The 15,019-nt window shown below is 63.2% G+C and carries 10 protein-coding genes; 3 read left to right on the top strand and 7 right to left on the bottom strand.

Going from position 1 to position 15,019, the window contains the following annotated elements; all coding sequences use genetic code 11:
• Positions 1 to 89: 89 nt before the first annotated feature.
• The 6 genes from LO787_RS14505 to LO787_RS14480 form a co-directional block, all read right to left on the bottom strand.
• Positions 90 to 6,407 (bottom strand): autotransporter outer membrane beta-barrel domain-containing protein, encoded by a 6,318-nt coding sequence (locus LO787_RS14505; RefSeq protein WP_232491722.1) that lies wholly within the window; start codon positions 6,405 to 6,407, stop codon positions 90 to 92.
• A 456-nt stretch (positions 6,408 to 6,863) separates the two neighbouring features.
• Complete coding sequence (locus LO787_RS14500; RefSeq protein ID WP_232491721.1) at positions 6,864 to 7,421, bottom strand: winged helix-turn-helix domain-containing protein; 558 nt, start codon at positions 7,419 to 7,421, stop codon at positions 6,864 to 6,866.
• Positions 7,422 to 7,829: 408 nt separating this feature from the next.
• Positions 7,830 to 8,264: an ExbD/TolR family protein gene (locus LO787_RS14495; RefSeq protein ID WP_232491720.1), complete on the bottom strand. Its 435-nt coding sequence runs from the start codon at positions 8,262 to 8,264 to the stop codon at positions 7,830 to 7,832.
• Positions 8,265 to 8,288: 24 nt separating this feature from the next.
• Entirely contained in the window at positions 8,289 to 8,822 is a 534-nt protein-coding gene (locus tag LO787_RS14490) for an ExbD/TolR family protein (protein WP_232491719.1), read from the bottom strand.
• Positions 8,823 to 8,961: 139 nt separating this feature from the next.
• Positions 8,962 to 9,729, bottom strand: coding sequence for a MotA/TolQ/ExbB proton channel family protein (locus LO787_RS14485; RefSeq protein ID WP_232491718.1), 768 nt, complete (start codon positions 9,727 to 9,729; stop codon positions 8,962 to 8,964).
• A gap of 68 nt (positions 9,730 to 9,797) precedes the next feature.
• Positions 9,798 to 10,460, bottom strand: coding sequence for an energy transducer TonB (locus LO787_RS14480; RefSeq protein ID WP_232491717.1), 663 nt, complete (start codon positions 10,458 to 10,460; stop codon positions 9,798 to 9,800).
• A 363-nt stretch (positions 10,461 to 10,823) separates the two neighbouring features.
• On the opposite strand from LO787_RS14480, the gene LO787_RS14475 reads away from it, so the two are divergent.
• Positions 10,824 to 11,669 (top strand): hypothetical protein, encoded by an 846-nt coding sequence (locus LO787_RS14475; protein ID WP_232491716.1) that lies wholly within the window; start codon positions 10,824 to 10,826, stop codon positions 11,667 to 11,669.
• Positions 11,670 to 11,843: 174 nt separating this feature from the next.
• A complete protein-coding gene (locus LO787_RS14470) occupies positions 11,844 to 13,151 on the top strand; it encodes a homoserine dehydrogenase (RefSeq protein WP_232491715.1) in 1,308 nt (435 codons plus the stop codon).
• A 314-nt stretch (positions 13,152 to 13,465) separates the two neighbouring features.
• Here the strand turns inward: LO787_RS14470 and LO787_RS14465 are convergent, their stop codons facing one another.
• Positions 13,466 to 13,828 carry a hypothetical protein gene (locus LO787_RS14465; RefSeq protein ID WP_232491714.1) on the bottom strand — a complete coding sequence of 121 codons (363 nt, stop codon included), beginning with the start codon at positions 13,826 to 13,828 and terminating at the stop codon, positions 13,466 to 13,468.
• 168 nt (positions 13,829 to 13,996) lie between these two features.
• Here LO787_RS14465 and glpX point away from each other — a divergent pair, with 168 nt between their 5' ends.
• Positions 13,997 to 14,977, top strand: a complete 981-nt coding sequence (gene glpX, locus LO787_RS14460) for a class II fructose-bisphosphatase (protein WP_232491713.1) — start codon at positions 13,997 to 13,999, stop codon at positions 14,975 to 14,977.
• The last annotated feature ends 42 nt before the right edge of the window (positions 14,978 to 15,019 follow it).

The raw sequence follows: 15,019 nt of genomic DNA, 5'->3' as shown, positions 1-15,019 counted from the left end.
AGGATTTCATCTTGGTGGATATCTGTCGCCGGAAGAGTTCCGGTGGAGAGCTATTTGCTCTCCACCGTACGCCCTTGGGATCCGAGGGATCAGAAAGTGAAGCGGATGCCCGCGCGTCCATCGACACCCGAGTAGCTGCTTCCGAACGTGCCGGAGCCCTGGATGAAGCCCGAGACCGGGCCGGAACCCTTGATATCGAGGCCCAGCGTCGCCTGCCCGTAGTCGGCCATGCGTGCCCCGGGAACCCAGACGCTCTGCCCGCCGCTGACGAGCGTGGCGCCGTCATCGCCCTTGAACTCGTGGACGAAATCGCCCGCGCCATAGAAGGTCACTTCGGTTCCGAGGAGCTTCGCAACGCCGCCGAGGCGGGCTCCAATGCGGCCGCGCAGCCCGCTTGCCTTGTCGAAGGCGATCGTCTGGTCGAGCGGCTCGATGTCGCCGAGCGAGGTGGACTGCCAGGCGAGGCTTGCGGCAGGTTCGACGAAGAACTTCGCCGAGCCCAGTCGCGCACCCACTTCACCCTGTGCGCCGATGCTGTGGCCGTCGATGGTATCGTCCCAGTCCATCTGCTGGCTGGAGACGCGGGTCGAGAAGTGATCGTACTTCACCAGCAGGTTGGCGAAGAGCAGGCCCCTCGTCACGCCGCCATAGGCACCCACGTTGAGCGCATCGGTGCGGCCCTTGTCGCCGTTCGCCTTGAAGCGCTGGGTCGAGCTTGTGTAGCCACCCATGACGCCCGCCGTGACGCCGTCGCCCTGCACCGCGTCGAAACCGAGTTCGCCGCCGTAGAAGTCCTGGCGATAGTCGAGGTCGTAGCTGGTCGCGCCGAAGCCGTTGCCGCCCGCCACCGCGCGCGTCTCGTCGCGGTTGGCGACGCCGCCCGACATCTGGCCCCAGATGCGCCTGCCGGGATCGCCGAGATCGCGGCTGGTGCGCATGTGGGTGGTGAACGCCTCGGCGGACTTGAGCCAGACCGACTGCGCGCCCTCGTTCAGGCGTGCGAAGCGGTAGACCGGTGCGCCCGCCGTGCTCAGAACGCTGTAGCTGCGGCTGGCGGCGTCATAGGTGAGGCCATAGCGCACGAAGCCGATATCGGTGGATTCGAGCGTGAAGGCATTGGCGGCGGACCCAGCGCCCACCGTCACGATCCGAAGCGGCCCGTTCAGCAGGGTCGCGCCGTAGCCATCGGTACTGGTGAGCGAGATCGACGTCGATCCCGTCGCCGCACCTTCGACGACAAGCCGGTCGGAGACCTTGCCCTGCCCGCCGAGGTCGATGCCGAGCTTCGCCTTGCCCGAGGCGACATAGTCGCCCGGAAGCGTCAGCGTATCGCCCGCCACGCCGTTCTGCAGGCTAAGCGTGCCCGAGTTCTCGAAGCGGCTCAGGTCATTCAATACGGCAACGCTCGGCTTACCCTCCTTGCTTGCAGCCAGCCGCACAATACCACTGTTGATCAGGAGGTTATTACCCCCACCAAAACCTGTTGCCGCGCGACTTCCGCCGAAGATCCAGGTTCCGTAATTTGTGATCGTGTCGTCGCCCTCGGAGGTGACGATCGCACCATCAATGACGCCCCTGTTAACAATGATGCTATTGCTCATGATTGTACTGATGGCAGCTCGCGTTCCTGTAATGGTTCCAGCGTTCTCGATCCGCACGGTACCCTTGACCGTTACCGGCGTAGCGTCGAGCACGCCAATACCAATACCGGGTTCCTCCGGAAGGCCAATGCCGGGATCCTCAGCCTCTGGAGCGGCCCCGGTTGCCATCGCGCTGACGCCGACCATTCCGCTGATCTTCGCGCCACTTGCCGCTGTGAAGTTGACATCACTGCCTGTCATAAAGACCGCAGCGATATTGCTAAGCTCGTCGCCGATCCCGCCGCTTACAGCACCCCTGACGGTCAGTGCGTTGCTACCACGCGCCAGAAGATGGATGGCCTCATCCTGCGCAGACTTCACATTTCCTACCGTTGTGCTGACGCTTCCTTGTCCTTGAACGAAGATACCCTTGGCGCCGAGCCCCGAAACATCAATGCTGCCCGCTTCAATGGAGATCGCGAGATCCTGGGCTGATGCATTGACACTCGACATGCCCGTGTTCGACTTGCTCGCATCGACCAAGTTGTCCTTGTACGCGATGACCCCGCCATTCAGGTTGTAGGCTCGGATACCATGGGATTCATCCCCGGAGGTCTTGATCGATCCAGCCGTGATCTCCGCCGACTTCGTGATGCCGACCAAAAAGGCGTAAACCCCCTCGGCCTTATTACCCGTAGTCACCACGTTGGCGACCTCCAGCGACACGTGCCCGTCCGAAGCATTGGCGCGAATGGCTTCCGCTCCATCGCCGGAGGTCGTGACCATTCCAGTGGCTTTGATCGAGACGTCTCCGTTTGCGGCATGCGCAAGAACACCCCAGCTGTCATAGCCAGACGTCGCGACGTCATGGACTTCGATTAGCTGCGAAGTGTCGTGAGTGAACGTGCGAATACCGGCGGAATGATCGCCCTCGGTGACAATTTTTCCAGCGGCTATCTGTACCGCGCTATATTGGCCGGACACGTATATACCATCTGACCCTTCACCCTTTGTCAACACGGCGTTGACGTAGATACGACTATCGGCACGAAGGTGCGATCCCAGCAAGCCTCTGGTATAAGTGAATACACCGCTCGAGATGGCCCCGGTAGTGGTAATGGACCCGGCCGTGACCTTGGACGATCCATATTTTGATTGCGCAAGTATGCCGATTGATTCATCGCCATGCGTGATGACCTCTCCCGCAGTGATTTCGACATCGCCGCGATACGTGAGGTAGTTACTGATTATGCCGGTCAGACCATGGATTCCCGTCGAGCCGGGGCCGGACGTCTCGACCTTTCCGGCTTTGACCTTCGAGCCGACGAAGCTCCACGCGGAAATACCCGTCGACACGTCACCCAGCGTTTCAACCGAATTGACGGTCACGTCCGCGATCTGGTTGACGTTCACGAAGACACCATGCGCCGCTGGTCCTCGGGTGGAGACGTTGCCAGCCACCACCTTACCCGAGCCGTAGGAAGAATATGCGTAGATACCCATGGCCTTTTCCCGTCGGGTCGTCACATCCGAAACGGTGATATCGACGTTGCCACCGTGGGTCGTGTTGATGCCCACGACACCCACGGAGTCTGCGCCGCGCGTCGCGACCGTGCCTGCCGTGATGGTGACATCACCCTTGAATCCGGTGCCGTATGCATCGCGGACGGCGCCGTAGACACCTGTCGAATCCGCACCGCTTGTTGCCACGCTATTCACGCCGATCGTTACATCCCCGGCGGTGCTGAAACCGGTGATGGCCGTAGAACTGCCACGCAAGGTGACAACTTCGTTCGCCGACAGGGCCACATTGCCATTGCCGCCGGCATAGATGCCCTTGCTGCCGACGCCATCCGTGAAGACGGTGCCAGCGACCTGGACCAGAGTATCGCCTGCATCGGAACGCGCATTGATCCCGGTCGAACCGTCAAGAAGTGTAACGACGTCGCCGGTTACACGAATATCCGCGCTTCCAGCGTGGACATCGATAGCGTTGGATCCGTCAGCCTGCGTCACGACATCTGCGGCCATGAGCCTGACCGCACCTTCGGTCGTGATGGCTATCGCCGTTGCGTCGTAAAGACCAAAGCTATCGATCTTCCCCGCCTTCACGGTAACGTCGCCCTTGCTGTCGATCTGGATGCCACGGCTATGGCTGCCGCCACTCTTCACGTCCCCGACGTCGAGATTGACGTTGCCATCGGTTCCGATCTGGATCGCCGTTCCAAGGACCTCTACGCTCTTCGCCGTGACGTTGACGTTGCCACCGCCGTTGGAGATCGCCACCAAACCGAGGGCTCCGTCGCTTTTCGTTCCCGAAATCGCTCCGACATCGATATTCACATCGCCCAACCCCAGAGCGATGACGCCTGCGCTGCGGTAGCCCTCGGTAACGATGTCGCCGGCACTGATGTCGATCGCGCCCGCACCGTTGAGCACCCGGGCATAGATGCCCATGCCATAATCGCCGTAAACGGAGATCTTGCCGGGATTGTCGATCTTGATCGGCCCGCCTTGGCTGATGACGTGGATGCCCGCCGAATAGGCGCCTGACACCTTGATGGCGCCGGTATTGTTGATCGTGATGCCGCCGGTTTCGGAGAACGTCCGGGCGCGAATGCCGTCCCCGTAGAAACCCTTGGTCGTGACGCCGTTGGCGTTGACCGTCACATCGCCATACTCGCTGACCGCAATGATGCCGGAAGCGTTGTCGCCGTAGGTGATCACTTCTCCCGCCGTCACGACGGCACCCTGTGCGCCCCGCACCATTAAGCCTGTCGAGCCGCCGCCGTTGGTGAGGGTCTTGCCGTCCACCGTCAGGTTCGCAACGCCGTCATAGGCCTGAAGGAATGCGCCGGCGGACAACATCCCGTTGGTCGTCAGATCCCCGGCGACATGAACATCGATGGCCGAGGCTCCTATGTTCAGTCCGGACGCGAAGAGACCGTTTGTCGTGACATTGCCCACGGTGATATCGGCATCGCCACGCATGTGAACCTCGACACCGTTGGCGTAGCCGCCATGCGTGACAAGGTCGCCCGCCTTGATGGTCAGGTTGCTGTCCAGCGCCCGAACATAGATGCCGTCGCTGCTGAAACCACCGGTCTCGATGTTGCCGACATCGATATCGACATCACCCTTGTAGGCCTGGGCGAAGATGCCGCGAGCGTAGTCGCCTGCCGTGGTGATGGAGCCCTTGCCGGTGATGGCGATATCGCCTTCGATCGCATAGGCGAAGACGCCGTGCGAGCCGAGGCCGGCGGTGCTGACATCGCCGTCAAGCTTGATGTCGACGCCGCCACCCGCGCTGGGCGCATAGAAGCTGCCGCTGACGCCGACCACGCCGGCGGAGAAGTCTCCGGTCGTGCTCACGTTGCCGGTCTGGATCGAGACCTTGCCGCCGAACGCGCCGATGCCGACGACGCCCTCGGAGTGATAGCCCGAAGTCGCGACTTCGCCGGCCTTGATCGTCACGTTGCCATAATAGGCGAGGCCATAGACCGCCGGGGCGTGATCGCCGGCAGTCGTCACCTTGCCGACGTCGATGTTGACGTCTCCGCCGAAGATGGCTTTGCCGTACACGCCTTGCGAGGCGTAGCCGGTCGTCGATACGTCACCGGCCTTGATGCTGGTGTTGCCGTACACCGAAAGCGCATAGACGCCCGTCGCATAGTCGCCGGTGGTCTTCACGGTGCCGACGTCGATATGGTTGTCACCCTCGACGTTGATGGCGACGATGCCCGCCGCACGGTCGCCCGCAGTCGAGACCGAGCCTGCGGTGATGGCGATGTCGTGCGAGGCCTGGCCGTTGTCATAGGTGAAGTTCGAACTGGCGTAGATTCCGTCGGAATAGTCGCCCTGCGTGCTGACGGTGCCCGCGTGCACTTCGACCGAGGTGCCCATCGCGATGATCGCGCCCGCGTTGGCATCCTGCACGGCGCCGCCGCCTACGGTGCTCACGCTGTCGACGACGACCTTGGTGGTGCCGTTCGAATACGCGACGACACCGCGCGCGCTTTCGCCGGAGGTGTTCACCGTCCCGGCGGTTACGGTCGCGTTGCCCTCCCCGGCATTGGCGTAGATGCCGCCCGCGCCGTAGCCGGTCGTCTTGACCTGGCCGACATCGATGGTGACGTCCCCGCGATAGGCCGTGGCGGTGATGCCGTTCGACAGATCGCCGGTGGTGTCGATGCTGCCCGCCTTGATGGCGATGCCGCCGGTCGATCCACCGACGTTGGTGGTCGCGAAGATGCCGTCGGAGCGCCAGCCGCTGGTCTCCACGGTGCCGACGTCGATGCTGATCTGGCCCGAGCCCTCGGCGTGAATGCCCGCCGAGACGGAGCCGTCGGTGGTGATCGAACCGGCCTTGATCGTGGTCGTGCCGTTGGTGACGGTGCCGATGCCCGGCGTGTTGTCGCCGGTCTTCACCACGGTGCCTTCATCGACCACCACGTTGCCGTCCGGCCAGCCGGGAACGGCGGCGACGGTCGGGTCGATCACGTTGGTCGACTTCACCGGGGCGAGCGCCGCACTCCCGGCCTGCGCCACCGTGATGCCGCCGCTGCGCGGAGCTGCGATCACGGCCTGTACCGGCGATACACGCAGCGTCAGGTCATGCGGCAGCGGATCGGCCGCAGCAGGCGTCACGCGCGCCAGAACGGGTGCAGTCAGGGTGCACCCTGCTCCGGCAAGGCCGGGACAATGATCCTTGGCAAGCGCGCCGCCGGGAGCGAGCAGCAGCGAGGAAGCCAGCGCGGCTGCACCGGCACCGAGGCGCAGCGTGCGCAGGGCGCGACCATGGAAAACGTGACGAACCTGTGAAGACACCTGATTATTCCCCTTAAGCAAGCCGATATCTCCGCCGTCCGCCACCAAATTGACATCAATTGCCGCTATGGTGCCGCGCGCCGGATCGCGAAATTCATGACTTCCTGCAGACAAGCGAGAGAGGCGGGTGCATCGACAGGCCGCCCCAGCCGGTCGCTCACCGTGTCTTCCGCATTGCTGCGACACAAAAGCCTACGGAAGTGGTCCGACCGCTAGTGAGAAGTTGTGGGAAATTGAGAGATCGATCATTCGCTTAGCGCTGGGCGCATGATGGTATGTCGGCGATGATCTGGCGGCAGATACGTCTGAAGAAATTTGATTTATTACCTCACGAAACCACCACCCAGTCTGTACAAAGTAAAGGCAATACTTGTCATTACGTAATAAACATTTAATTAAAGTGGAAACGTATTTGAACACGGAAAATAGGTCGTATTGAATATAAATTCACATAATTTAATGATTAATGATTTCACGTGTGATGCGCTCAGCTATGATACTTCTAGCGCTTTCCTTCCGATCATCATCTTCTGACGCAAGGTCGGCAAGGAGATGCACGGGCACCCGTTCCAAGGTCGTAACGACAAGGGTCAGCAGGGAAACTTCGCTCCCTTGGTATTTTTCGGTTGAATTTACGCGCGCATCATTTTCGCCGACTAGCGCCTCGGTTGCCCGCGGCGAGATACGTTTAACGGTCGAGACGAAGCGATAGCCTCTTCCTGTAACTGCGACGATGTGTCGGTGTCCTGGCGTACAGCGAATGCGCCGCCGCAGGGACGACACTTGCCAGCGAAGATTGTAATCGGCGCTGCACCCTTCGGGCCACATCTTCCTGAGAAGATCCTCACGTGAAACAACGTCACCTGCACCATCGATCAGTGCCGCAAGAAGTATTGCCTCGTACCTGCCAAGGCCGATCAAACGGCTGTTTTCATAAAGTACACCCCTATGGCTGTCATATCGAAATGGTCCAAAAACGAGCCATTCCTCCTTGATACAGTTATCGCGCTGCATTCTGTCTCCAATGTTGGACTGCACACCAACGCGCGGGATCTGCGATTACGCGCTGTGCGCATTCGGCTTCGTCATCAATCCGCGAGATTTTCGTCTTCCGACCCGCTTGATCGCAGCGTCAAAGAAACCTCGTGGTCTCAGCACCGGCTGAGCGTTCGCAGTCGGAAAGCATTCATTACTGAAATTATGCGAAGCATGGTGGAGGGGCACGCGGTGGATTGCTGGTCCTCGAAGGACAGCACCATTTAGGACGCGTGCAGCAAGGGCTGGTGATCCCGCGGGTGCCCCTCCACCACCGACTGCGTCGGCGGTCCTCCTCCCCGAGCAAGCTCGGGGAGGAATAGAAAAAGGGGCGGATTGCTCCGCCCCTTTGGGTGCCCCTTGCGGGACCAGTCTCTGACCGATGGCTTACTTGCCGAAGGTCGCGAACTGTTCGTTGCCGACGAAGCCGAACTTCGTGACGGCCGAGGCCTTGATGACCTGGAGAACCTGCGCCGAGAGATCGTAGCTGGCTTCCGGTTCCGGCTGGAACTGGAGTTCCGGCTCGGGATTCATGCGGGTCGTGGCTTCGAGCGTCTGGACCAGCCGGCCCTGGTCGATCTGGGTTCCGTTCCACATGATCTTGCTGTCCTGAGTCAGCACGATCTTGTTCTTCACGGGATCGATCGGGGGCGGCGTGTCCGTCGGAGGGGTGGCTACGGGCAGATCGATGTCGATCGAGTGCGTCGCAACCGGGATGGACATGATGAACATGATGAGGAGGCAGAGCATGACGTCGATCAACGGCGTCGTGTTCATCTCCATCATCGGCGAGCCATCTTCCTTGCCGCCTGACATTGCCATGAGATGTTACTCCTGTTCCGCGCGTCAGGCGTTCGGATCGATCGGGTTGGAGATGAAGCCAACCGTCGGATAGCCCGAAACCTGAACGTTGTAGATCGCACCGGCGACGCAGCGCCAAGGCGCCTCGACGTCACCGCGGATGTGGACCTGCGGGATGAGATCCGGGTTCGCCATGAGAGCCTGCGGACCACCTTCGCGCTTCACGATCGCGTCGAGACGCTTGAAGGCCTGGTCGCGCAGTTCCTCGGAGGTCACCGGCGTCACGTTGTTGATGTAGATGCGGCATTCACCGCCGCGGTTCGCACCCTGGAACCCGGGTTCACCGGCGGACTTGCCGGAAACGTCGGTGGTCGAGACGGTAAGGAGGAGGTTCTCCACCTTGTCCTTCGACTCCTGGGCTACGATGACGGGGATGCGCAGCTTCTCGATCGTCTGGATCGCGACCGGAACCGCGATCAGGAAGATGATGAGCAGCACCAGCATGACGTCGACGAGCGGCGTCGTGTTGATGTCGGACATCGGTGTCTCTGCACCGCCTCCGCCCGTGGATATCGCCATAGTCTTATCCTAATCCTTGCGTTGCCTGGGGGCCGGCGACGGCCTTTCGCATGCTTCGTTGCCGTCGCCTTGGTTGACCCCGACGGGGGCGGACCGGTTCAGGGGGTGCCTGTGGCCGGTCCGATCGGTCCCCGTACTCTTACGGCTTGGCCGGAGCGGCAGCCGGCTTGGCGGCGGCCGGAGCAGCCTTGGCCGGAGCCGAAGCGATCGAAGGCTTCACGGCGCCCTTCGAGTTGATGTTCGCGAGAACGTCGTTCGAGAAGCCGGTCAGCAGTTCGGCGATGCGCTTGTTGCGAGCCTGCAGGTAGTTGTAGGCGAGAACGGCCGGAACCGCGACGAGCAGACCGAGCGCGGTCATGATGAGAGCTTCACCGACCGGACCCGCGACCTTGTCGATCGAGGCCGAACCGGCGAGGCCGATGGCGATCAGAGCGCGGTAGATGCCGACGACGGTACCGAACAGACCGATGAACGGCGAGGTCGCACCGACGGTGGCGAGGAAGGGCAGACCGCCGGCGAGGCGGGCGTTGATGGTCGCTTCCGAGCGAGCGAGCGAGCCGTGCAGCCAGTCGTGGGCTTCGAGCGAGTCGGTCATCTTGGCGTGCTGGTCTTCAGCGGCGATGCCGTCTTCGACGAGCTGGCGCCATGCGCTGTTCTTCTCGAGCTTGGCGGCGCCTTCACGCAGGGTCGGGGCCTTCCAGAAGGTCGTGCGCACGGTGCCGAACTGGCGCAGGATCTTCGACTGCTCGAACCACTTGGTGAACAGGATGTAGAACGAACCGAAGGACATGATGCCCAGGATGATGACGGTCGCGTAAGCGATGAAACCGCCCTGCTCCAGAGCCTCGGCGAAGCCGAACTTGTTCTGAGGCGCGCCGGCGGCGGCAAGGATGTCAACGATAAGCATGCGATTTACCTCTCAAGAAGAATGCAGGATGTGGTCGGGATCCGAATGCGGGGCCGACCCCTTGGAGATTAGTTGAGCTTGTAGACGATCGCGGTCTGGTACGACGACGAGATGGGGTTGCCATCCGCGTCGAGGGCCGGATCGAACCGGGCGTAGCGCTGCATGCCGTCGCATGCTGCCTCGTCCAGATCGGGGCTGCCGCTTGAACCCGAGACCGAGCAGGCCGAAACCTTGCCGTCGGGACCGACAGTCACACGCACGCCGACACGGCCTTCACGCTCTTCACGAGCGGCGCGGGTCGGGTAGTTCGACTGGATGCGGGCTGCCCAGCTGCCCTGACCCTTCGGCTTCACGCCACGGGCCTTCGAAGGACCGGGCGGCGGCGGCGGCGGGGCCGGCGGCGGGGCCGCGGTCTGGATCACCACCGGCGGAGCCGGGGGCGGGGTGATCACGGTCTGCACCGGCGGCGGGGCCGGGGCGATGTTGATCGGCGGCGGCGGCGCCACGATAGGCGGCGGCGGCGTATCTTCCTTCGGAGGGGGCGGCGGCGGCTCTTCCTCCTTGGGCTTTTCTTCCTTGATGTCCACAGTGGTCACCTTGTTGATGACCTTCTTCGCCGCCTCATAGGCCAAGCCGGTGACGAGCGCATAGCCGACGAAGACATGGATCAAGGCGACAATGACAAGAGCAACAACCTTGTTGGTGCTCATCTGCTGGTCAGCGTAAGCCATTCAGACGCATCACTCCATTACCAAGCCCCGGACAGAGGTCCAAAAAGCACATGTCCAAGGGCGCCCATGGCTTCCCCCCGGAAGAGGAACCCATGACGAAAATCCAAATTACCCACCCTGACGGCTAACAGTCTGCCCATCCGTGAACAATACGTAACGGGAGGCGAACCGAGGGGCTTTTGATATTTTTGCCCCATTTTGCAGGCTTCTTAACGTCGAAGCCCACCCCACGCAACGCCTTATCGGCCCGGCGGGGGTTAACGCACGATTCATGCCCGCTCCGGTCAATTTGATCCAGTGCAATTTTGAGTTCCCATCGTCCAGCGGCTATAAGCCTTCGCATTTCCACGGAGATTATCGTTCATGTCACCGAATCTGCGCCCTCTTGTAGCGGCACTGACAGGTACCTATCTTGCACTGACGCCGGTCATGGCGAGCGCTCAGGGCGCTATGGAAACCCCCGGAGAGGTCACTTACGCGGACGTTGCCGACCTTGCCGATTCGGCAGGGCTCGTCGTGCTCGTCCAGATCGCCAAGATGACCCGTATCGAGAACGAACGGGCTCGCGGTCTCACTCCGGGACATGGACGCTTCTATATACAGGCGAAGACCAAGGCGCTGCTGACCGGCAAGGCGCCGCTGGGCGAATCGGTTAACTACCTTGTCGATCTTCCGCTCGACGCCAAGGGCAAGGCGGCCAAGCTCAAGAAGCAGGACGTCTTCCTCTTCGCGCGCGCGGTGCCGGGTCGTCCCGGCGAACTCCAGCTCGTCTGGCCCACCGCGCAGCAGCTCTGGACCCCGGCGCGCGACGCGCGGCTGCGCTCGATCCTGCAGGCGCTGGTGTCGCCCGATGCACCCGCGAAGATCACCGGCGTGCGCGAACTGCTGTTCGTGCCCGGTACGCTGGCGGGACAGGGCGAGACGCAGATCTTCCTCAACACGCATGACAACTCGGCCGCCTCGATCACCGTCCGGCACGAGCAGGGGCAGGCACCGGTCTGGGGCGTGTCGTTCTCCGAACTCGTCGCCAACGTCGATCATCCGCCTGCGCCCGAGACGCTGGAATGGTATCGCCTCGCCTGCTTCCTGCCGAAGACGCCGCCTGCGGAGGCCAATGTCTCTGGCACGTTCGCGGAGCAGCAGCAGGCGCTGACCGATTACCGGCAGGTGCTGGCGCAGCTTGGTCCCTGCACGCGCACGTTGAAATAAGGGCGCTTGCGGCGGGGGCTTCGACAGGCTCAGCCTGAGCGGGTTTGAGGGGGGCTTGCACAACTCCCGCTCACCCCGAGCTTGTCGAAGGGTCTTGCTGATCTCGCCCGCAAACGGAACGACTGGAAATTCCACTCCGGCTGTCTTAGTGCGCGCTCCCGAAAAGGAGTTTGCATGGTCGAACCGCTGAATATTGCGCTTGCCGGACTGGGAACCGTCGGAGGCGGCGTCGTCCGTCTCATCGAGACCAACGCGGAGCTGATCGCCCGCCGTGCCCGCCGTCCGATTCGCATCGCCGCCATCAGCGCGCGCGACCGCAGCAAGGACCGCGGCGTCGACCTCTCGGCCTACGACTGGGTGGACGACACCGCCGCGCTTGCCGCGCGCGACGACGTGGACGTGGTGGTGGAGATGGTCGGCGGGTCGGACGGCCCGGCGCTCGCGCTTGCGCGCAACACCATCGCCGGAGGCAAGAGCCTCGTCACCGCCAACAAGGCGATGATCGCGCATCATGGGCTGGAACTGGCCGCTGCCGCCGAGGCGCAGGGCGTCGCGCTCAAGTTCGAGGCGGCGGTCGCGGGCGGCATCCCGGTCATCAAGGGCCTGTCCGAAGGCGCGGCGGCGAACGCCATCGAGCGTGTCTACGGCATCCTCAACGGCACCTGCAACTACATCCTCTCCACCATGGAGGACACCGGGGCCGACTTTGCCGACGTGCTCGCCGATGCGCAGAAGCTGGGCTATGCCGAGGCCGACCCGACCTTCGACATCGAGGGCATCGACGCCGCGCACAAGCTGTCGATCCTCGCCGCCATCGCCTTCGGCTCGCAGCTGCGGTTCGATGCGGTGGAGACCATGGGCATCAGCCGCATCAAGGCCGCCGACATCGAGCAGGCCCGCTCGCTCGGCTACGTCATCCGCCTGCTCGGCATGGCGGGGGTCGACACTGCGCATGGCGCGCCGCGCCTGTTCCAGCGGGTGCGCCCGCACCTCGTTCCCATCGATCATCCGCTCGCGCATGTCGATGGCGCGACCAACGCGGTCGTGGCCGAGGGCAACTTCATGGGCCGCCTGCTGTTCCAGGGCGCGGGCGCGGGGGACGGTCCGACCGCCAGCGCGGTCGTCGCCGACATCATCGACATCGCGCGCGGCGAGAAGGGCGCGGCGTTCTCGATGCCCGCCGGCGAACTGGAAGCGATGGAGCCCGCATCGACCGGACACCGCGTCGGCAGTTCCTACATCCGCTTCACCGTGCCCGACCGCCCGGGCGTGCTGGCCGACATCACCGCGGCCATGCGCGATGCGGGCGTCTCCATCGAGAGCCTGATCCAGAAGGGCGACCCCGACCAGGACGGCGTGGTGATCCTTGCGGTCGTCACGCATCCCGGGCCGGAAAGCGCCGTCACCGAGGCGATGCGCATCCTCGACGGCTCGGACAGCCTCGCCGGGCGCCCGCTGGTGATGCAGATCATCGGGGCTTGAAGCCTTACGTCCGTCATTGCGAGCGCAGCGAAGCAATCCGGCGCGGTTCTGCGCGGTGCTGGATTGCCGCGCGGCTTCGCCGCTCGCATTGACGAAGCGGGGGTGCGCTGAAAGGCGCTATCCGGCGATCATAACATCCTAAAACACCCCCCACCTCGTCGCCCCTGCGTAGGCAGGGGCCCATCAGGTCTATCGCCCAGACACCTTGCTCACTGCGAGGCTGCTAGCTTGGGATGGGGCCCTGCCTTCGCAGGGGCGACGGGGTGGGGGATCAATATCGGGCAAGGTTTTTTAGCCCCCGGACCATAAGCCGACTACCGCGCCCGCAGTTCCCCCTTGGCGATCCGGTCGGCATCCGAACCCGCAGGCGCCTCGGGAATCGTCGAAAGATCGATGATATAAGGCTGCTCGGGCGGGCAGGGCGGAATGACGCAGAGCCCGCTCATGGTGGACTTGCCACGGAAGATGCCCTTGCCCGCGATGTCGGGCGGATCGAGGCGGCCGTCGTCGGCGCCCGCACCGGTGGGATCGTCGTCGCCGGTGGAGGGCACGCGGTACTGGTCGGGCGTCGGCGCGCAGACGACGATCTCGCCCTGCCGGATCGTGCGCAGGCACGCATTGCGCGAAGTATCGGGCGTGATCCTGCCGCCCGTACCGAGCATTTTCTCCGCGATCACGCGGTCGCTTTCAGTAGCTCCACCTGACGCTGCAGACGATTGCTGGGCAATCGCCGGAGCGGGAGCGATTATTGCGATTGCGAAAAGGTAAGACCAGCTTCTCGACAATTCAAAATCCTCTGTCTAAGCGGTTAAAACCTTTCCTCCCTGGATTAATCCGGAGTGAACATGTCCGAAAACACTACCCCCGCAAGTCACGTACTCGATCGCGTTCTGGTCCTCGAAATGGTGCGCGTCACCGAGGCTGCCGCCATCGCCGCTTCCAAGCTTATCGGTCGCGGCGACGAGAAGGCCGCCGATCATGCCGCAGTGGAGGCAATGCGCAAGGCCTTTGACGGCCTCTACATCGACGGCACCGTCGTGATCGGCGAGGGTGAGCGCGACGAGGCGCCGATGCTCTTCATCGGCGAGAAGGTCGGCGGCGCTCCAGGCAAGGGCCCGAAGATCGACATCGCGCTCGATCCGCTCGAAGGCACCACGATCACCGCGAAGGCCGGTCCGAACTCGTTGGCGGTGCTGGCGGCGGCGGAAGAGGGCGGCCTGCTCAACGCGCCCGACGTCTACATGGACAAGATCGCGGTCGGCCCGGGCTACCCCGAAGGCGTGATCGACCTCAACAAGACCCCGACCCAGAACGTCGAGGCGGTGGCGGCGGCCAAGGGCGTGCAGCCCTCCGACATCATCGTCTGCGTGCTCGACCGTCCGCGCCACGAAGCGCTGATCGCCGAACTGCGCGCGATCGGCTGCGGCGTCGTGCTGATCGGCGACGGCGACGTCGCGGGCGTCATCGCGACGACCGACGAGGACACCACGATCGACCTCTACATGGGTTCGGGCGGCGCGCCGGAAGGCGTTCTGGCCGCAGCCGCGCTGCGCTGCGTCGGCGGCCAGTTCAACGGCCGCCTGCTGTTCCGCAATGACGACGAGCGCGCCCGCGCCCGCAAGTGGGGCATCACCGACCTCGACAAGGTCTACAAGCTGGAAGAACTCGCCAAGGGCGACTGCATCTTCGCGGCGACCGGCGTGACCAGCGGCTCGCTGCTCGACGGCGTGAAGCACCGCAAGGGCGGCGTGATGACCACCGACAGCGTGGTGATGCGCGCCAGCTCGGGCACCGTGCGCTGGATCAAGGGCGAACACCGCCTCTGATACATCCCGTTGAAGGGATTACGAAAGGCCGCCTCCGGTTGA

The organism is Novosphingobium kaempferiae, assembly GCF_021227995.1.
GTDB classification, from domain to species: domain Bacteria; phylum Pseudomonadota; class Alphaproteobacteria; order Sphingomonadales; family Sphingomonadaceae; genus Novosphingobium; species Novosphingobium kaempferiae.
The sequence above is the reverse complement of the archived record's forward strand: the minus strand, read 5'-3'. Positions and strand labels throughout refer to the sequence as shown.

Excerpts from the sequence above, each read along its gene's own strand:
- glpX (WP_232491713.1), top strand. The coding sequence starts at position 13,997 with ATGTCCGAAAACACTACCCCCGCAAGTCACGTACTCGATCGCGTTCTG.
- LO787_RS14470 (WP_232491715.1), top strand. The coding sequence starts at position 11,844 with ATGGTCGAACCGCTGAATATTGCGCTTGCCGGACTGGGAACCGTCGGA.
- LO787_RS14500 (WP_232491721.1), bottom strand. The coding sequence starts at position 7,421 with ATGCAGCGCGATAACTGTATCAAGGAGGAATGGCTCGTTTTTGGACCA.
- LO787_RS14495 (WP_232491720.1), bottom strand. The coding sequence starts at position 8,264 with ATGGCAATGTCAGGCGGCAAGGAAGATGGCTCGCCGATGATGGAGATG.
- LO787_RS14475 (WP_232491716.1), top strand. The coding sequence starts at position 10,824 with ATGTCACCGAATCTGCGCCCTCTTGTAGCGGCACTGACAGGTACCTAT.
- LO787_RS14490 (WP_232491719.1), bottom strand. The coding sequence starts at position 8,822 with ATGGCGATATCCACGGGCGGAGGCGGTGCAGAGACACCGATGTCCGAC.
- LO787_RS14480 (WP_232491717.1), bottom strand. The coding sequence starts at position 10,460 with ATGGCTTACGCTGACCAGCAGATGAGCACCAACAAGGTTGTTGCTCTT.
- LO787_RS14485 (WP_232491718.1), bottom strand. The coding sequence starts at position 9,729 with ATGCTTATCGTTGACATCCTTGCCGCCGCCGGCGCGCCTCAGAACAAG.